Below are 18363 nucleotides of genomic sequence, written 5' to 3'. Positions count from 1 at the left end.
CTCCTATTTTAGAATACAGTTTCGAGGAAAGCTAGAGATATTCGAAACTAGGAGCGATAAGCCTTCGAGTGGATCACGATGCCGGGGCTCGCTTCGAGCGACCCGGCGGCCCGTCCGGCGATGTCGACCGTGAGGCTCTGGCTCCCGCTCGGCACGGACGTGGGGAACCAGGGCCGGCCGGGGGCGACGAGGATCAGCAGGCCCTCGACGTCGCCCACCGGCTGGAAGGTCGGGACGCCGTCCCCGTAGGGGCAGACGCCGAACTCTGATTCGAGCCGCCCGGCGAGCGTCGGGACGGCGTCGGCCGCGATCCCGACTTCGCTGATGCACCGGATGTGGCCGGGGCCGAAGGGTCCTGTTCGGTCGTCCGGGATGTCCCTGCGGATGATGAATTCGAGGATGTTGCCGTCGGGGTCGGGGAAGTAGAGGGAGTGGGCGTTCCAGTGCGGCGCCGTCTCGAAGTCGTCCCTGCCGTCGGCATCGCGCAGGAGCTCCGCTCTGGGGGCGATCCAGCGCTTCGCGGCGTCGAACATGAGCCGGGGAACGGTGAAGGCGAGATGCTGTCTGCCCGGGCCCGTCGGGCCTCCCGTGGGACCGCGGCGCAGCAGCAGGAGCGACGACCCTGCCCGGACGGCCAGCGTCCCGTCCTCACGGTGCGTGGGCAGCCCCAGCACCCCGCCGTAGAACTGCTCCGCGCGGAACAGGTCCTCCGTCTCGAAGGCCACCGAGACGATGCGCACGGCACCTCACCTCCCCCGCGGAGAACCTCAGATGAACGTGGTCTTGGGATCCTCGCTGCCGTACCGGGACAGGACCAGCGCGGCGACATCCCGCAGCTTCTGGTTGCGGTTCATGGAGGCGTTCTTGAGGACCTGGATGGCCTCGTCCGCGGTGCAGTTGGACTGCGCCATGATCACGCCCGCGGCGAGGTTGATCGCCGTGCGGGACTCGAGGGCGGACTCGAGGTCCGACACGCGGTCCGTCTCCCGGGCGAAGCGCACCGCGAGGTGCACCGAGCGCGACGCCAGGGACGCGAGCTCCTCGGCGCGGGCGCGGAGCTCGTCGGGGAAGCCCTCGGGCTCGGCCGAGTAGCAGTTGAGGGCTGCCTCGGCGTTGGCCGAGGTGGGCAGCGGGATGGGCGTGGCGAAGACCGAGCGGAGCGGGGACCCGGCCACGGCGGCCCGGTAGCGCGGATAGCGGGTGGTGGTGCTCAGGTCGGGGACGTAGACCGTGTGGCCCGTGCTCACGGCCTCGGAGCAGGGGCCCTCACCGCTCGCGTACTGCAGCTCGTCCATCGCGTCGGCGATCGGGTCGCTGCTGCCCGCGGTGGCGCGGCGCCCGTGCCGGCCCACGGTGACGCTGCACGTGACCGTGCCGGGAACGGTCGTGTCCTTCGACAGGTCCTCCGCGGCGACCACGGCCACGCGCGCCAGGAACGTGGCAAGGTCAACGCTTCCGAGGAACAGGTCCAGGAGTTCGTCCTCCTGCGCCCGGGCCAGTACGGCTTCCGGACCCTGCCCGGCGATGGTCTCGTCCATGGGTCTGCCTCCTTGCGCGGGGCCCTCAATCCGGTCCCTCGTGATGCGTTTCCCAGCCTACGCCGTTCCACTCATCCCGAGAGGGCCGTCCGCCCCGGTGTGACGGCCGGGGAGCACCCCTTCCGCCTACCCCGCCTTCCGGTGGATCGACTTGTAGGTCAGGTACCCGCCCAGGCCCTCGATCCCGTACTCCGTCCCGAGGCCGGAGTCGTGCCGGCCGCCGAACGGGGCCGAGTGGTTCGAGGCGAAGAAGTTGATGCCGATCGAACCGGTGTCCACCCGGTCCGCGACGGCCAGGGCCGCCTCGGGGTCGGCCGAGAACACGAGGCCGCCGAGCCCGAACTCGGTGTTGTTCGCCAGCGCCACGGCCTCGTCGACCCCGCGAGCCCGCCCGGCGTCGTCGTACTTCAGGACCGTCAGGACGGGACCGAAGATCTCCTCGCGGGCCACGCGCATCGAGGGGGTGACGTCGGCGAACACGGTCGGCCCCACGAAGAAGCCGCCCTCGAGGCCGCTTCCGGCCGCGAACGACGCCGCCCTGCCGCCGGTCGCCGCCCGCGCGCCTTCCGCGAGGCCGGACTCCACGTACCCCATGACCGTGTCGAACTGGGACTTCGTGGCGCTCGGCCCGAAGACCGTGGCGGGGTCGAGCGGGTCGCCCTGCGGCGCCGCGGCGATGACCGACGCCGCCATGTCCACCACCTCGCGGTACCGCGAGGCCGGCGCGAGGATGCGCGTGGAGATGTAGCAGGTCTGGCCCGTGTTGCGCATCGAGGACCGGATCAGAACCTTGGACATCGCGTCCAGGTCGGCGTCCGGCAGCACGATCGCGCTCGACTTCCCGCCCAGCTCGAGCGTCACCGGCCGCAGCAGCTCCCCGCACGCGGCCGCGATGCGCCGCCCCACCGGCGTGGACCCGGTGAACGCGACCTTGTCCACGCCGGGATGCTTGACGAGCACATCGCCCATCCGGCCCGACCCCGTCACGAGGTTCACGACGCCGGCCGGCACCCCCGCCGCCGCGACCGCGTCGACGATGAACCGGATCGACAGCGGCGTGGGCGAGGCCGGCTTGATCACCACGGTGCACCCTGCCAGCAGCGCCGGGGCGAGCTTGATGACCACGAGGTTGATCGGGAAGTTCCACGGTGCGATGAGCGCGCACACCCCCACGGGATCGCGGCGCACCACGGACTCCTGGCCCGGGGCGAACGGGAACGGCCGCACGTCCTCGCGCTCGAGGTACTCGGCGAGGGTGGCGAAGTAGCGGAAGATCCCCGCCGCGTTCGCCGCAGCCCCGCGGGTCTCGGTGATCGGTGAGCCGTTCTCGCGCGTGTTCGTCAGCGCGAGGTCCTCGGCGCGCGACTCGATCTCGTCCGCGATCCGCAGCAGGTACGCCGCGCGCTCGGAGGGGGAGAGGCGGGGCCAGGGGCCGGCGTCGAAGGCGTGGCGCGCGGCGTGCACCGCGGCGTCGACGTCCTCCGCCGACCCGTCCGGGACCTCGCCCCAGACCTCGCCCGTGGCCGGGTCGGTGACCGGGTTGCGGCCGGTGGCCCGCGCGGGGACCCACGCGCCGTCGACGAACACGTCGTCCACCCGCGTGTAGGGCAGGGCGAGGGCGGCGCGGCGCCCGCGGGCGTCGGGGCCGGAGGCGGACGACGCCGGCCGCTCGCCTCCCGCGGCCGTGAAGCCGGTGTTCTGGGTCGCGCCGGTGTGGCTGGCGCCGGTGTGGGCGGGGACAGTCATCGGAGCACTCCCGTCTGGAGCAGCGCGGTGGAGCGCGCGAGGTCGGTGCTGGCCATCTCGACGGCCGCGGCGGTGATGAGCTCGGGCACGATCTCGTCGGCGAGGCGGTCCGTGTAGGTGGCCGGGTCCATGCCGAACCACGACGACGCGAGGGCGATCCCGGCGCGGTCGAACCGCCAGAGCCGGTCGGCGTCGCGCATGAGGGCGTCCTCGAGGGAGTAGGCGACGTGGCGGGTGTCGTGCCCGTCGATGATCGCCGTGACGCGCTCGACGAACTCGTCCGCGTACCCGAGCCCGGGCAGCACCTCGCGCGCCACGAGGCAGCCCTGGTGCTCGTGCTCGTAGCGGATCTGGGCCTTGCGCCAGTCGCCGGTGAAGCCCTCGGAGAGGATGCGGGACTCGTCGACGCGGGCCCAGCCGGTGTCGTGCAGGAGCACGGCGACGAGTACGAGCTCGCGGTCAGCGGACGGGTAGGCATCGCACAGGCGCTCGGCGTAGGCCACCGACATGGGGAGGTGGATGTCGTTGCCGCGGGTGCGGGTGTACTCGACCACGGCCTTCCAGAGCGGGTCGAGGCGCCCACCGGGGCCGGCCGTCCCAGGCGTCTCGCAGATGGGACGGGTGTCTACGGGTCCCTCTGCCGGCACGGGCCGCACGGGGTAGGCGGCGGCGAACGCGTCGGCGCGGGCGGAGTCCACGGCGGGGCCGCCGGCGGGCTGGCCCGCGCTGGGCGGCGGTGCGGCGCTCGCGGGTGCGCTCGCCTCCGGCGAAGCAAGGGTGGGCTGGTCAGTCATGGGGTCCTCCGGGGCAAGGAATTCGAGGATCGGCGCTGTGCCGGCAGATGGGGGCCGGACGATCAGGCGGGTGCCGGGGCGAGCGGGACGGCCAGGGTCTTCAGCTGCACGTCCGGCGCGGCGGCCTGGACCGCGTCGGCCGGGATGTTCTGGCCCTTGGCGAGGGCGTTCTTGACGGCCATGAAGTCCAGCGGGGCGTTGACGCAGTCGGCGGCAATGATCCGGCCGGTCCGGTAGTAGAGCACGGAGAACTTGCCGCGCTCGTCGTCCCGGCGCACCACCGTCTGGTCGAAGCCCATGGACAGGCCGGCGATCTGCAGCTTGAGGTCGGCCTGGTTGGACCAGAACCACGGGATGCCCGCGTAGTCCTCACGCCGGCCCATGAGGGAGTACGCCGCGACCTTCGCGTGCTCGATCGCGTTGTTGACGCTCTCGAGCCGGATGCGCTCGCCGGCGGGGGAGCCGGGGACCGGATTGGGCATGTTGGCGCAGTCGCCCACGGCCACCGTGGTGCCGTCCGAGGCGAGCGCGTACTGGTCCACCACGATCCCGTTGTCCACGGCCAGGCCCATCTGCTCGGCCAGCTCGGTGTTCGGCACGACGCCGATGCCCACGAGCACGATCTGCGCCGGGACGACCTCGGGCTCGGCACCACCATCGGCCGCCAGCTCGGCCCCGGCGACGGAATCCGCCTCGCCGGAGCCCGGCACGAACCGGGTGATCTTCGCGCCGAGCCGGATGTCGAGGCCGCGGGCCCGGTGGGCGTCGAGGAAGAACTGCGCGGTCTCCTCGCCTACGGCGCGGCCCACGAGCCGCGGCCCGGCCTCGAGGACCACCACGTTCTTGCCCATCTTCTTCAGGCTCGAGGCGGCCTCGAGGCCGATGAAGCCGCCGCCCACCACCACGACGTCCGACGCGGTGCCCACGATCGCCTTGAGGGCCAGGGCGTCGTCGGCGTTGCGGAGGTAGACGACGCCGGCCAGCTCGCCGCCGTCGATCGCGAGCTTCCGCGCCCGCGCCCCGACCGTGAGGGCCAGGCGCTGGAACGGGAACTCGGCGCCCGAGGCGGCCACCGCGACGCCGGAGCCGTCCGGGTTCTTCCGGATCTCCGTGATCCGCTGGTCCTTGACGAGGGTGACGTGGTGCTCGTCCCAGTACTCGTTGGAGCGGAAGATGAGCGACTCGTTGCCCACCTCGCCCTGGAGCCACTCCTTGGAGAGGGCCGGGCGCTGGTAGGGGCGGTGGTTCTCCTCGCCGAGGAGGGTGATGGGCTCCTCGAAGCCGAGGGCGCGGAGCGAGATGGCCAGCTGGACGCCGGACTGGCTCGCGCCGATGATCAGCAGGCCGGTCTTCTCAGCCATGTCACACCTGCGTTTCCGGGGTGGTCACGTACAGGTCCATCCCGTCCGTGAGCTTGAGCTGGCAGGACAGACGCGAGTTCTCCTCGCGGTCCACGGCGGTGCCGTAGAGCATCTCGTCCTCCATGGGCTCGATGGGCGGGAGCTCGTCGAGGCAGTCCTCGCGGACAAAGACGTGGCACGTGGCGCAGGAGAGCGAGCCGCCGCACTCGGCGACGATGCCCGGCACGCCGTTGCGCACGGCGGTCTCCATGACGGAGTCGCCGGGGCGTCCCTCGATGTCCCGGACGGTGCCCTCCGCGTCGGTGTAGTGGACGGTAGTGGTCATTGGGGTGCTCTCCTGAGAATCGGTGTCAGGGTGGTCTAAAGGGTTCAGATGAACTGCCGGCCGCCGTCGACCACGAGGGTCTGGCCGGTCATGTAGGAGGAGTCGGGGCTCGCGAGGAAGAGGGCGGCGCCCACGATGTCCTCGGGCTGGCTGGCCCGCTTGATGGAGCCGCGGTCCACGCCGTAGGTCTCGGCGTTCTCCATGAGCCCGTAGCTGGCCTCGGTGAGCGTGAACCCGGGGGCGATCGCGTTGACCGTGACCCCGCGCTTGCCGAGCTCCTTGGCCAGGACCCGGGTCAGGGCCACGACGCCGCCCTTGGAGGCCACGTAGTGGGCCCACTGCTCGGAGCCGGAGTAGATCGTGGCGCTCGAGAGGTTGATGACGCGCCCGCCGTCGCCCAGGTAGGGGCTGGCGGCGCGGGTCACGAGCCACGGGCCCTTGAGGTTCACGCCCATCACGAGGTCCCACTCGGCGGGGTCGATCTCCTCGAACGGGCTGCGGGTCACCGTGGCGTAGATCGCGGCGTTGTTGACGACGACGTCGATCCGGCCTCGGCCGAACTCGGCCGCTTCCGCGGCCATCGCCTCAGTGGACGCGACGTCGGTGACGTCGACCTTGAGGGCGAGGGCCTCGGCCTGGGTGCCCTCGACGGCCGACTCACGCACGAGCTGCGCGGTCTCCTCGGCGCCGGCGGCGTTCACGTCCGCGACGGCCACCTTGTAGCCGCGGGAGGCGAAGCCGAGGGCGAAGGCCCGGCCCAGGCCCCCGGCCGCGCCCGTGATGAGCGCGAGCCGGGAACCGGGCGTGGGGTTGGGCGACTCAGGCATGCGCCGGCTCCTGCGTGTGCTCGCCGTGCTCGTGACCCGGCTCGCCGTGCGCGTGGCTGTGCGCGCCCGGGCCGGACACGACCGCCTGGGCGGGGGCGGCGTCGAGGATCTCCACCGTGCCCTTCGTTCCGTCCACGCGGAGCATCTGGCCCGTGCGGATGGTCGTGGAGCCCGAGCCGGTGCCGGTCACGGCGGGGAGGCCGTACTCGCGGCACACGATGGCGGCGTGGCTCATCATGCCGCCGATGTCCGTGACGGTCGCGGCGATCTTGCCGAAGATCGGGCCCCAGGACGGCGCCGTGACGGTTGCGACGAGGATCTCGCCCTGCTGGACCTCCGAGAGCTGGTCCGCGTCGGTGACCACGCGGGCCGGGCCCTCGACCACGCCGGGGGAGGCCGCCATGCCGCGCAGGCCGCCGCCCTCCACGGCCTCGCCCTCGCCGAGCCACTGCTGCACCTGCTCGGTGGTGATGCCCCAGAGCATGCGGGTGAACGGCTCGGTGATGGAGGCCGGCGGGGTGTTGAGGGCGGGCTGGGGCCGGGCGGTCTTGAGCGCGTCCACGATGGCGCGGCGGCGCTCGATCTCCTCGGGCCAGTAGCTCGGGCCGATCGGCTCGGAGGCGCCCACGCCCCACCAGGTCACGAGGTCGAACAGGGCGTCGCGGACCTCGTTGCGGCCCAGGTAGAGGAGGTCGTCCGGCTCGGTCCAGAAGCCCTCGGCATGGAAGACGCGGGAGAGCTCGCGGATCTTGCGCCAGAAGACGCCCATGGTCCAGTGCTCGATGTAGAAGTTGTGGTTCTCCACGTACGGGTAGCACTGGGCGGCCAGGCCGCGCTTGGCGTCGAACGCGGCGAGGTTGTCGCCCTCGAGCAGCTCGCGGTACTCCTCGACGATCCGCTCCTTCTCGGCGATGAGCGCCTCGACCGGGCGGAGGATCTCCTGCCCCGCGTCCAGCCGGGCGATGTAGTCCTTGATGTAGTTGAGCGGGATCTCCGGGTGCTCGTTCCAGTACTTGTCGTGGCCGTAGAAGCCGTTGCCCACGGTGAAGTTGAACCACGGCTCGTGGGCTTCCTCCCACCGCTGGATCCAGTGGTCACCCCCGGCGGAGGCGCGGATCGCGCCCAAGGTGGCGTCGGCATCGTCCGCGTTCTCGAAGGCGGACTGGATGCCGAGCTCGACGGCGAGGGCGGCGAGGCCCTTGAGCTCGTCGTCGGGGCGGAACAGCTCCATGTCCACGCCCTGCACCATGGTGGCGATGGACTGGTCCGGGATGTTCGGGAAGACCTGCTTGCAGAAATTGAAGAAGTCCAGATAGGCGATGTATCCGAGGTTGAGGAACTCGAAGTGGTACTGCCAGTTCTGGTAGGCGAGCTGGATGAGGCGGTCGTAGTTGTCGAGGAGGACCTCGGAGCCGTCCTTGGCCTTGCCCGAGTGGATGTCCTCGATCGGGACGATGGCCGGGGGCCTGGCGAAGGTGATCCTCTCCATCTCGTCGATGGTGCCCTTGACCTTGGTGTGCCACTGCTCGAGCAGGCGCGGCCAGTTCTGGAAGTAGTAGCCCACGCGCTCCTCGAAGTCCGGAACGCGCGCGGCGATCTGGTCCTCCGGCACCGGGATGGGGCTCATGTAGAGGTAGCCGAGATGGATGCGGAACTCGATCCCGTTCGCGTTGGGGATCATGAGGTGGCGGGCGTTGTACTGGCCCAGGCACTTGACCGCGAACTCGCCGCCGATCGTCTCGAACGGCTTGAAGACGGTGGGCCAGTGCTGGCTGTCGCAGAACCAGAACTTGGCGTCCTCCTGCTCCTTGAGCTTGTCCTGGAACACAAGGTAGTAGGGGTACAGCTTCTCCCAGCCCTCGGCTCCGGCGGGGACCGGGAGCTCGGACGGCTTCGGGAAGGACTTCATCGACATTGGTGTGTCCTCTGCTTGTTCGGGCGAACGGAAGGGTCAGGCGGTGAGCTTGATGGAGCCCCAGCTGAAGCCGCCGGTGGCGGACGACGGCGCGGCGCCGGCTTGCGCGCTCTGGCTCACCACGGGCTGGGGTGCGGTGGCGGGCTTGGAGGAGTGGACGGTCTCGGGGCGGGCCTGCAGGAGCAGCAGGTTCTCGCCGTCGGGAAGGTCGGCGTCGAGGGCCCACTCGATGTCCTGCGGGGTCCTGTAGTGCTTCTCGGCGCGCTTGGCGAGCGTGGCGACTGCGGTGAGCTGCGCGTCGGTGAGGCAGCGGCGGGAGCGGCGCTCGGCGTCGACCTCGCGCTCCACGAGGCGGCGCGTGGCGGCGTCCGGGACGAGCTCGGCGTGCTTGTCGCCGAGGTGCTCGGCCACGAGGGCGAGGGTGACCTTGTCCAGGACGATGTTGTCCGGGGTGACCTGGCCGGAGACCACCATCTCGCCGACGCCGTAGGAGGCGTCGATGGTGATCTTGGAGCGGTCGCCGTTGGTGGGGTCGAGGGTCATGGCAACGCCGGAGGCCTTCGCGTTGACCATCTTCTGCACCACCACGGCCATGGACAGGCCCTCGTTGGGGATGCCGTTCTTGAGGCGGTAGATGATGGCGCGCGAGGTGTAGAGGGAGGCCCAGCACTTGCGGATGTGCTCGCCCACCGCGTCGAATCCCTCGAGCCAGAGGTAGGTGTCCTGCTGGCCGGCGAACGAGGCATCGGGGAGGTCCTCGGCAGTGGCGCTGGAGCGGACGGCGACCGGGACGGGGGAGTCGAAGCGGGACTGGAGGGCCTCGTAGGCGGCGACCGTCTGCGCGCGGGCCTCGGCCGGGACCGGGCACTCCTCGATGCTCGCGCGGATGGTCGCGGAGACGGCGTCGACCTCGGCGACGTCCTCTGGGTTGAGGCCGGCGAGGAGCGCGTGGATCCTCTCCGTGATCTGGTTCTCGGCCATGAACGCGTCGAACTGGGCGGTGGTGACCACGAAGCCCGGGGGGACGGGCATGCCCGCGGACGTCATCGTGACGAGCGATGCGCCCTTGCCGCCGAGGTTCGCGAGGGTCGGCTCGGTGCCGCCGTCGAAGAACTGGATGTACTCGGTGTCTTGGAAGTGGGTGTCCTGCATGGTCTGCTCCATGGTTGTGGTCGGCGCGTTCATTCGGTCCAGCTCACGGGGACGGAGACGGGGACGCGGAAGGAGAGGTTCTCGCGGAACTCGATGCTCTCCGGGTCGTCCACGGTGAAGTGGGGGAGCTTGGCCGTGGCCTCTTCGATGGCGATCTTGGCCTGGAGCTTGGCGAGCATGTTGCCGAGGCAGTAGTGGATGCCGAAGCCGAACGAGAGGTGCTCGCGGGCGTTGGGGCGAGTGATGTCGAAGGTCTCGGGGTCCTCGAACTTCGACTCGTCGCGGTTGGCGGAGCCCATCACGAGGAGGATGCCGGAGCCCTTGGGGATCTTCACCCCGCCGATTTCCGCGTCCTTGAGGGCCTTGCGGCGCCAGGCGACGATCGAGCCGGAGTAGCGCAGCACCTCGTCGATCGCGCCCGGGATCTTCTTGGGGTCCTCCACGAGCTTCTGCCAAGTCTTCTCGTCTGCCGCGAGGAGGCGGAGGGCGTTGGAGATGAGCGTGGTGGTGGTCTCGTGGCCGGCGAAGAGGAGGCTGTAGGCCACCGAGGCGATCTCGTGGTCGGAGATCTCGGCGCCGTCCTTCTGCGCGGTGACGAGGTCGGCGATGAGGTTGTCGCCGCCCTCGGCGTGGGCCTTGGCGACGAGCGCGAGGCAGGCCTGCCAGTACTGGACGAGGTTGTGGGCGTGGGGGATCTGCTCCTCGTCGGAGAGGTCGCCCCAGGTCATCGCGGCGCGGGAGTCGGACCAGCGCTTGTAGTCGTCCAGCTTGGCGAGGTCCTCGCCGATGAGCGTGAGGATGGTGATGGTGGGGACCTCGTAGGCGAGGTCCTTGACGATCTCGCCGTGGTGGGCGGCCGTATCCTGGCCGCGCGCGATCATCGCGTCCAGGCGCTCGGCGACGTTCTGACGGATGAAGGGCTCGAGGACCTTGAACCGGCGCGGCGTGAAGGCCTTCTGCACGATGCCGCGGATGCGGGTGTGCTCCGGGGGGATGCGGGCGGAGAGGCCCGAGTAGGCGGTGAAGCCGCCCTCGTTCATGATCTGGGTGGCCTGCGGGCCGCGCTTGCGGACCGGGGCCTGGGCGTTCTCGGAGGAGAAGGTCTCCCAGTCGTCGAAGACGGCCTTGATGTCGTCGTAGCGGGTGACCACGAAGAGGTCGATCCGCTCGTCGTACATCACAGGCTCCTCGGCGCGGAGAGTCGCGTACGCCGGGAAGGGGTTCTTCATCTGGAACGGCTCGTAGCCGTGGTGGGTGGCGTTGTGCGCGGCCGACGGCGCGTGGCCGGCGCTCGCCGGCGCCGCCCCCGTGTCGGTGCCCGCCTGGGCGCCGAACCCGAACGGGCAGCCCGTTCCCTGAGTCTCCAGTGACATCAGCACTCCTTGATCTGGTGGCCTTCGGCGCGGCGGGGGGCCGGGCCTCTGCGTCTTGTCCCAGTGTGGTCCTGATCACCGACAAGTGTGCTGGGTCGCCTTCCACTGAGTGGAAGCTGCTTCGACCTAACGGTGGTCCATTAGCCCATGCAGGACTATAGGCTTTGAGCTGCCCTGCGGATGCGCGCGTCCTGCCGGCTCGGTGATTGCGAGTTACGTTCTCACCACGCCGGATACAGCAATTTCTCGCAGTGTGTGACATCCTTCTCGCGAGAGGCTACTTGGCGGAGGGGGAGAGTGCCATCGCGTTTCCCACAGACCTTACGTCGGTCCTGAGCGGCGCGTCGGTCGCCCAGCTGCGAAGCTGGCGGAGTACCGAGTTGCTGCGCCCCGAGGTCCAGCAGCACCCGAGGGTGCTCTATTCTTTCCGGGACGTCCTCGCCCTCCGGACCTTCGTGCGCCTACGTCGGCACGTGTCGCTCCAGAAGATTCGACGTGCAATGGCGTCGCTCCGTGACTACGACCTCACGGACCACCCCGCGTCCTACAAGCTCGTCGCTGACCACGGGAGCATCCTCCTGCTGCAGGACGACAGCATCACCGACCTCGTTACGCGGAAGGGCCAAGAGCTGCTCGGCACCATGGAGGACGTGCTCGCGCCGTTCGAGAATATGCAGGGCGATATCGTCGTCGATTTCCGGAGGCCGCGCCCGAACCTTGAGGTGCGCGAGAGGCGAATGGGCGGCTGGCCGACTATTTCGGGCACCCGCATCCCGTACAACAACATCGCGCTCTTGCTGCAGGACGGCTCAGTGGCGCCTGACGAGGTCCACGAGTTCTACCCGAGCGTCTCAGCCGCTGCCGCCATCGATGCAGTCAACTTCGACGGTACGGTTCGGCGTCTCCAGGGGGACTAGTCGACGTTGAAGCTCTACCTAGACCAGAACCTGTTCCCGGCACTTGGCGAACCTCTCGCGAAGCTCCACCGGCGCCACCAGTTCCGCTCGCCGCAGCAGGAGTCCCTCGGCGGCGTGGAGGACATCGAGCTGTTCGAGACGCTCCAGACGCTGGACTTTGACGCGATCATCACGCAGGATGCGAACCAGCTAGTGAGGGACGAGGAGCGCACAGCGCTGCGGCGATGCTCGCTCCATTGGATCGGAGTGCCGCAGCTCAACGAGCCCGGCACCCACGGTCTAGCCTCCCAGCTCGCGATGGTCACCCTCGGGCTTCCGTACTTCTTCGACGACGTTGACTCGCACTCTGAGCCACACCTCTACAGGCTGCGGCCGGTGACCGGGCGCCACTCGCGTCAGCCAACGATCGAGCCTCTATGACTCACGCCCCGGAGTGCCGTAAATGGACGGATGGGAGAAGATTGCTGGTTCATCACAGCAGTCTTTCTTACCGGCAGTAGTCTGCCTCTTAGCATCCAATTACTCGGACCCGGTTCCATCGTTGGCAGGAATTTGTTGGCAACGGCCTTCCATGTCGTGGGACTAAGCAATGACGAACTGGTCGTCGTGCTCTCGAAACAAGGGGCTCTTCGCGGTTCGTCGGGAGATGCGAAGGGCCGCATTTGCGAGGGAGGCCGCGGTCGGTGCAGCCGCAGGCGCCCTCAATGACTTCGTATCCGATCACCATGCGGCGCTCGATCGGCTCGTCGGACATGACCGCCTCCTTGGCGCGGAGGGTCGCGTTCGCGAAGATTACTTCAATCGGCGGAACCATGATCAGTCGGTATGACCTTCGATCTCATATAGTTCACTATCGATGAGGGTTACCGGGATTCTGCATTCCTCCTTCAGGAAGGAAACGAGCTGCTCAGCCCGATCCCGCAGGAATCGAAGAAGACTGACCGAATTATTGATACCTGTTGCAGCAACTGCTTCTTGAGGCTGCATCCTGGAGCTTAAAAGTTCTCGGGTTTCTGTTTCCAGGACAAATCCAAGCGTCAGCAGGTGAGGGGCTGGCCCATCAGGTGCCCAAGCATTTCTAGGAAGAACGCTACGCGGAATGGGGACTTCTAGAGTCTGGCCGAGTTGCCTCCCGGCCCCTGCCGCGACGGCGCACAGCCATGCGCGATGGATAGCTCCGCTGGCTTGCTTGGTTGAATCACGAAGCGTGGGCCAGTCAATTCTGATCCCATCAGCCAGCCATGTGCCTGCCGACAATTTCTTGTAGTCCGATTCTGCGACGGTGTTTGACCCCACAGCGTAACGACCTGTGAAGGAAGATGCCCAGAACCAATTCTTGAGAATCAAAGCATGTCTGAATGATTCCCCTGACCATGCATAAGCTGCGAGGACTATCATCATGTTGGGGTAGGGGAGCCACGATCCTGTCCGTATCCCCAAATGATCCATGGAGAACCGAATCGCGGAATCCAACGCAGCAACGGCTGAATCCCAATGATCATGTATTGTCACCGCAGATAGGCCTAAGACGCGGGACGCTCTGATATCTTCCTGGTATCGCATCGAGATAACCTGGAGCGGTGCAAGCCCATTTTCCCCATAGAATGCGCCGACCGCAGGGTACAGCTCCTTCGCTTGATCCCATTTCACCCGAAGGTTGAAGTTCGACGTGAATGACTTGGCTACCATGAGGTCGAATGTTCCGAGCTGCTGACCGGTCTTGTTTACTCGTTCAAATATGCGCGCCACCGCCGCTGGTAGTGTACCTTTGGACACGACAAGCGCCGGAATCCTATACCTGTAAAGACCAGACAGGTGGGATCGATATATCTCGGTTATCTCGTCTCTCTCGCGTTCATCATCCACCGCAAGATCCCGCCACGCGTAAAAATCGATGGCCGATCTCAGGGCGGTAGCTGGGATAAGTCTGCTTCTCCATTGTTCCCGGGGTGAGGGGTATTTCTCCTCCCAGATTGTTCGTTTGAACGTGGTAATAGCCGAGTCTAGTGAATCAATATCACCCCACTGCATCCCTGGGCGGCAGCGCACCGCATGAACTGATTCAGACCTTCCATAAAGTGCAGAATAGAGAGATGTGAGCCTTTGTTGCCCGTCCAGTACTATCATTTCGGGCGTGCCCCGGAGTTTGGGCGCGAACTCAAAGTGTCGAGGATCATAGAAATCGCGGCTTTGGCTATCACCGTCAATGAGGAGGAGGCTTCCCATTGGCCATCCATTGAGAACAGTCGCGAGTAGGGCACGGATGTCGCTGTCGCTCCAGTCGAAGTCGCGCTGGAAGTTGGGAAGGCCAATGAGACCTTGATCGATCCCATCCAATAGTTCGATAAGATCGGGATCGTCTATGGTCGTACGCTTATTTGCCAATAGAATCTCATCCTTCGAAGAGTGGAGATATGTCAGAGCCGGTCATTCGTTCGATTCCTCGCCTGAGTGTTGAGTCATCCGCGTTGCCGTTGCTCTGCCTGAATGCAACAACGAGTGGGTTATCGTATGACGGGTCCTCCGCTATAGAAGCAACGGTGAATGAATCGCAGACTACGATTATTCCCTGCGTAACGGAGTCAAGAGGTACGATCTTGAGAATTGAACCGCCCGTGTTGCACTCGTTGCGGCCCCATGATGATTCTAGATGCGTTGCAATTTCCTTGCCGCCGTCTGTATTTGGGACGAAAATGTTTATTTGGCGCTTTTTGCGTGGCACATCTTCTACGATTTGCTGCCATGCCCCGGCGTTCAAGAGAGCTTGATTACTCACGGCGATATTGATATCTCCGGTGCCGGAAAGATACTTCTCCCAACTGAGTTTGTTGGCACGAGTGATTGATGATAGGCCCGAACCGTATACTTCGCTGCTGAGCCTGGCGACGTCGAGAACGTCCCGAACGTATAGCGGTTTGAGGATCACTTCAGTAATTAGTAGCGCGCCAGAGATCGATATGGCGGTAGATCCGACTGCGGCGAGTAGCGGCTGCCAGAACGGATTCGTAATGGATGCAGACCAAAGCGTGAGAGCGAGGCCGCTTGCAATGCTGATGGCAACCCAAGTCATCAGTCCTGAGAGGAGTTCTCGGAGAGGCTTCACGAGCTCTTGCCCTTTCAGCGTTGCCGCGGCTCAACGCGGATACTTGCCATCGCGGGCAGCCTATCCACGATCCGGTTCGTTTCCACGCTCACGGTCACGATCTTCTTGAGCAGGTCGATGATGTAGCGGGGTTGGTGGTGCTCGCGGGACCAGTCGTTGGGGTCGTTGACGATGCCGGAGGCCTTGTCGGTCTTGATCTGGTAGCGCTCGAGGATCCAGTCGATCGTCGAGCGGGAGCCGAGCATGTACCGGTGGGCGTCCTCGGGGATGCCCTCGAGGGTGATGTGCCCGTTGTAGACCACGCGGGTCTTGTCCCACGCGCCCGACTTCCCGCCGTAGCGCATCTTCGTAACCGCGTACTTCACGTACGCGTCGGTCTCCAGACCGAGCCCGGTCTCGACCTCCGTCAGGGGGAACGGCTCGACGTCCTCGTACCCGATGTGCAGCTCCGACAGCCGCCGGCCCGCCTCCGCGAACTGCCGGAACCGCCCCACGCTCGGGACGTTCGGGATGCGCGGGAGCATCTTTTTCAGGTCCGCGGCGAACCGCTCCCGATACTCGGGCGAGTGCAGGAGCCCGTACACGTAGAAGAAGATGTCGTCCTTCGTCACCTCCGCGCCGTACGCCGCGCGGTAGTCGGCCAGGGCAGCGTCGGTGATGTTGTCGATCCGCTCCGGCCCCTCGGACGACGGCGAGAGACCACTGAGCAGGTCGGCCTCGCCGGGCGCGGGGGTCGAATAGGTGTAGCGCGGGAAGAACTGACCGCCTTGGCTGTAGAAATTGAGATCTGGAATCGTTGTGATCGCGAGCGTGCAAAATGGAATGTTCGTTCCGCCGACATTGGCGTAGAAGCCGAGGTTGTGGGATCCCTTCCTTGGGAAGATAGACCGCAGTCGGTACTGTCGTTCGTTGAGCTCCCGCTGGTACTTCCGCGGCTGCTTCGCCGGAGACTTGCGCATCTCCTCCGGGCGGTCCACGTCGAAGGCCGACCAGTCGATCGTCGAGTCCGCGAAGTCCTGCAGGCGGATGCGCTGCATGTCCTTGGACTGGTCCTCGAGCGCCTCCTCGGCGTGCTTGGACCAGTGGTCGGTTGTGGTCACGACCATGCCGTGGGCGAAGTCGACCTTGCCCACCGCGGTGAAAAACGAGTCGATGTGCTTCTTGTCCAGCTGGCGGGCCGGGTCGTAGAACTTGGCCTGGATGCCTGTCAGCTCGCCCGTGTACCGGTCGCGGGCCACCAGATCGATGCCCGTGTCCACGTGCCCGTTCCGGCCGGGCCAGTCGCTCCACAGCCACACGTCCGAGAACTGGTCCGCGTACTTCGGCTTTAACTCCAAGTACCGCTTCACGAGCCGCTCGAACTTGGCGCCCTTGTCCCGCTCGTCGGTGGCCGAGTAGTACAGCTGGTCGAACACGCTCGCGAAATCGGTAGACCCCATGGGAGATATCTTGCCCGATCAGGACCAAATGCTTGAATGTCGGAGCGTGTCCCTATGATGAGCAGGGCCCTGGGGGAGGGGCATCGCATCTATGAGGGGGACACTCAAATGAAGAAGCATCTTGTGGTTCTGACGTGCGTACTCGCAGGTCTGCTCGCGGGCTGCGGATCCGCAGCCCCGGCGGCGGAGACCAGCCCAACGCCCGCGGCAGCCCAGAGCGTCGCGCCGGCAGGACCAACATCGTCACCGACACTGACCAGCACGCCTCGGCCGACGAGCGTACGCGGGAACCTGATCAAGCAGGTGGGGGAGCCCGCATGGATCGGAACGCCAGGCTCGCACGCGGTGAAATTCACGGTCAAGTCGATCTCTGAGGGAGTTGCCTGCCAGTACTACCAACCCAAGAATGGGCAGATCATCACGCTGGACCTTGATGTTGAGACAACGGCCGCACTGCGCGAGCTATCGAACAAGAAGTTCTTCACGACTCTGTCGTGGAAAGCGATTGCTGAGAATGGCACGACTGTCAACGGCGACCCCGTTGCATATGGGTGCTTGGACTCCGCAAGCCAGCTTCCGCAAGAAATGGGCCCCAGCGAAAAGGCGACCGGGAAGATCGCGTTCGACGTCCCCGCGGGCAGGGGAACGTTGATCTTTGAGTCGATCGCCGTTACAGGTGGCTGGGAGTGGAGCTACCCGGCCAAGTAGGGCGGGTTCGCGCCATTCACGCATCTTGACACGGCCCAATAGGGGGCGGAAAGGGGAAGTGCTGATGATCGCACGTGTGCTCAAAATAACTGGGTTGTTTGTGGCTGGCGTCCTCGCGACCGTGTTGGCCGGGGTCCTCGCAATGAACGCATTCGGCGTCAATCCGTTCCACCTCGGTAGAACTGGCCGGAGCCAGCCGGCGCTGCTGAAGTCAATCCAGAACACCAGCCGATACCACGCGGCGGTGGGCAACTTCGAGACGGTGGTTGATGTGCAGGATGGCGGCATGCCAGGGGCTTTGGGGGTCGTCGCTGGACGCCGCACGCTTTTCGTCGCCGCCGGCACAGTGGATGCCTACGTCGATTTGACCGGGTTGAAGGAAGGGGACCTGACGCTGTCCGCGGACGGTAAGTCCGTAAACGTGCGGCTGCCGAAGCCACAGCTCGACAAGCCCAACCTTGACCATCGCCGGTCCTACGTGTTCTCGCAGGACCGGGGTGTTCTAGACCGGATCGCTGATGCGCTCGAACCGCCCCAGCAGTCGCAGTTCTACTCGCTCGCTGAAACGAAGCTGACCGACGCCGCAGAGAAGTCCGAGCTGCGGGAGCGGGCTGGCGAGAACACCAAGGCGATGCTCAAAGGCATGCTCACCTCGCTCGATCTGGAAGCCACCTTCCTCGACGACCCGTCCAGATAGCCATTGCGACGCCGGAGCTGCCTGCCAGGGGCGGATTCCCGGACAGCCCCGCATCTGCACATTTAAAGGCTAGGTTGTGGCGTCCTGCACGGGGCTTTGGGCAGGACCGTCGGCCCGTCTCGATGGCCGTCCGGTCGACGTGCGCGGGATGAGCGTGGGCGCCAGCATCCGCTGCCGATGCGATGAGGCGGGCTGGCCGTTGATCGAGCCCAGCGGCTCATCGGCGGCGCCCGCCGCGATCTCGCGGGACCCGCGTGCTCGTACCCAACGCGTCCGCAGGCGATCGGCACCGGCTTCGGCAGCGCGTGGCTGCGCGCCGGCTCGAGCCTGGCTCCGCTGCTGGTCGGGCGGATCATGGACGGCTTCGGGACCCCCTAGACGGTATGGAGTGGCCGCCTTAGTGGGTGGTTGCGGGCCGGGGCCTCGCTCACGCAGATTCGTGGGTTACCGGACAGAAGTCCCTGCCCG

17 protein-coding genes are annotated in these 18363 nt (G+C 66.5%); 4 read left to right on the top strand and 13 right to left on the bottom strand.

Annotated elements, in window-relative coordinates:
* Positions 1-47 precede the first annotated feature (47 nt).
* From J2W20_RS14715 to J2W20_RS14670, 10 genes are all read right to left on the bottom strand, one after another.
* Positions 48-740 carry a VOC family protein gene (locus J2W20_RS14715; protein WP_307007443.1) on the bottom strand — a complete coding sequence of 231 codons (693 nt, stop codon included), beginning with the start codon at positions 738-740 and terminating at the stop codon, positions 48-50.
* Between the two features lie 27 nt (positions 741-767).
* A complete protein-coding gene (locus J2W20_RS14710; RefSeq protein ID WP_307007442.1) occupies positions 768-1538 on the bottom strand; it encodes a GAF and ANTAR domain-containing protein in 771 nt (256 codons plus the stop codon).
* A gap of 126 nt (positions 1539-1664) precedes the next feature.
* Entirely contained in the window at positions 1665-3284 is a 1620-nt protein-coding gene (locus J2W20_RS14705) for an aldehyde dehydrogenase family protein (protein WP_307007441.1), read from the bottom strand.
* Positions 3281-4078, bottom strand: coding sequence for an HD domain-containing protein (locus tag J2W20_RS14700; RefSeq protein WP_307007440.1), 798 nt, complete (start codon positions 4076-4078; stop codon positions 3281-3283). The genes J2W20_RS14705 and J2W20_RS14700 overlap by 4 nt, the downstream gene beginning before the upstream one ends.
* A gap of 62 nt (positions 4079-4140) precedes the next feature.
* Positions 4141-5439, bottom strand: a complete 1299-nt coding sequence (locus J2W20_RS14695; RefSeq protein WP_307007439.1) for an NAD(P)/FAD-dependent oxidoreductase — start codon at positions 5437-5439, stop codon at positions 4141-4143.
* Position 5440: 1 nt separating this feature from the next.
* Positions 5441-5764: a 2Fe-2S iron-sulfur cluster-binding protein gene (locus J2W20_RS14690; RefSeq protein ID WP_307007438.1), complete on the bottom strand. Its 324-nt coding sequence runs from the start codon at positions 5762-5764 to the stop codon at positions 5441-5443.
* A 44-nt stretch (positions 5765-5808) separates the two neighbouring features.
* Positions 5809-6591 carry an SDR family NAD(P)-dependent oxidoreductase gene (locus J2W20_RS14685; RefSeq protein WP_307007437.1) on the bottom strand — a complete coding sequence of 261 codons (783 nt, stop codon included), beginning with the start codon at positions 6589-6591 and terminating at the stop codon, positions 5809-5811.
* A complete protein-coding gene (locus J2W20_RS14680; protein ID WP_307007436.1) occupies positions 6584-8506 on the bottom strand; it encodes a PEP-utilizing enzyme in 1923 nt (640 codons plus the stop codon). Before J2W20_RS14680 ends, J2W20_RS14685 begins: the two co-directional genes overlap by 8 nt.
* Before the next feature lie 36 nt (positions 8507-8542).
* Positions 8543-9658 carry a PEP/pyruvate-binding domain-containing protein gene (locus J2W20_RS14675; RefSeq protein WP_307007435.1) on the bottom strand — a complete coding sequence of 372 codons (1116 nt, stop codon included), beginning with the start codon at positions 9656-9658 and terminating at the stop codon, positions 8543-8545.
* Positions 9659-9687: 29 nt separating this feature from the next.
* Entirely contained in the window at positions 9688-11031 is a 1344-nt protein-coding gene (locus tag J2W20_RS14670; protein ID WP_307007434.1) for a cytochrome P450, read from the bottom strand.
* Positions 11032-11282: 251 nt separating this feature from the next.
* On the opposite strand from J2W20_RS14670, the gene J2W20_RS14665 reads away from it, so the two are divergent.
* Entirely contained in the window at positions 11283-11948 is a 666-nt protein-coding gene (locus J2W20_RS14665) for a DUF433 domain-containing protein (RefSeq protein WP_307007433.1), read from the top strand.
* Positions 11949-11954: 6 nt separating this feature from the next.
* Positions 11955-12368 carry a PIN-like domain-containing protein gene (locus J2W20_RS14660; protein WP_307007432.1) on the top strand — a complete coding sequence of 138 codons (414 nt, stop codon included), beginning with the start codon at positions 11955-11957 and terminating at the stop codon, positions 12366-12368.
* Positions 12369-12764: 396 nt separating this feature from the next.
* Here the strand turns inward: J2W20_RS14660 and J2W20_RS14655 are convergent, their stop codons facing one another.
* Genes J2W20_RS14655 through J2W20_RS14645 form a run of 3 tightly spaced genes read right to left on the bottom strand, consistent with a single transcriptional unit; the run spans position 12765 to position 16490 of the window.
* The gene (locus J2W20_RS14655; protein WP_307007431.1) at positions 12765-14333 is read right to left on the bottom strand and encodes a GmrSD restriction endonuclease domain-containing protein; all 1569 of its coding nucleotides are present in this window, start codon (positions 14331-14333) and stop codon (positions 12765-12767) included.
* Between the two features lie 7 nt (positions 14334-14340).
* Positions 14341-15051: a hypothetical protein gene (locus J2W20_RS14650; RefSeq protein WP_307007430.1), complete on the bottom strand. Its 711-nt coding sequence runs from the start codon at positions 15049-15051 to the stop codon at positions 14341-14343.
* A gap of 14 nt (positions 15052-15065) precedes the next feature.
* Positions 15066-16490, bottom strand: coding sequence for a type ISP restriction/modification enzyme (locus tag J2W20_RS14645; RefSeq protein WP_307007429.1), 1425 nt, complete (start codon positions 16488-16490; stop codon positions 15066-15068).
* A gap of 108 nt (positions 16491-16598) precedes the next feature.
* On the opposite strand from J2W20_RS14645, the gene J2W20_RS14640 reads away from it, so the two are divergent.
* Complete coding sequence (locus J2W20_RS14640; RefSeq protein WP_307007428.1) at positions 16599-17198, top strand: hypothetical protein; 600 nt, start codon at positions 16599-16601, stop codon at positions 17196-17198.
* A 64-nt stretch (positions 17199-17262) separates the two neighbouring features.
* Complete coding sequence (locus J2W20_RS14635) at positions 17263-17895, top strand: DUF4230 domain-containing protein (protein WP_307007599.1); 633 nt, start codon at positions 17263-17265, stop codon at positions 17893-17895.
* The last annotated feature ends 468 nt before the right edge of the window (positions 17896-18363 follow it).

Origin of the sequence: Sinomonas atrocyanea (genome assembly GCF_030812675.1) — a bacterium.
Taxonomy (GTDB): Bacteria; Actinomycetota; Actinomycetes; order Actinomycetales; family Micrococcaceae; genus Sinomonas; species Sinomonas atrocyanea_B.
This window is presented reverse-complemented; position numbering and strand designations above follow the sequence as displayed.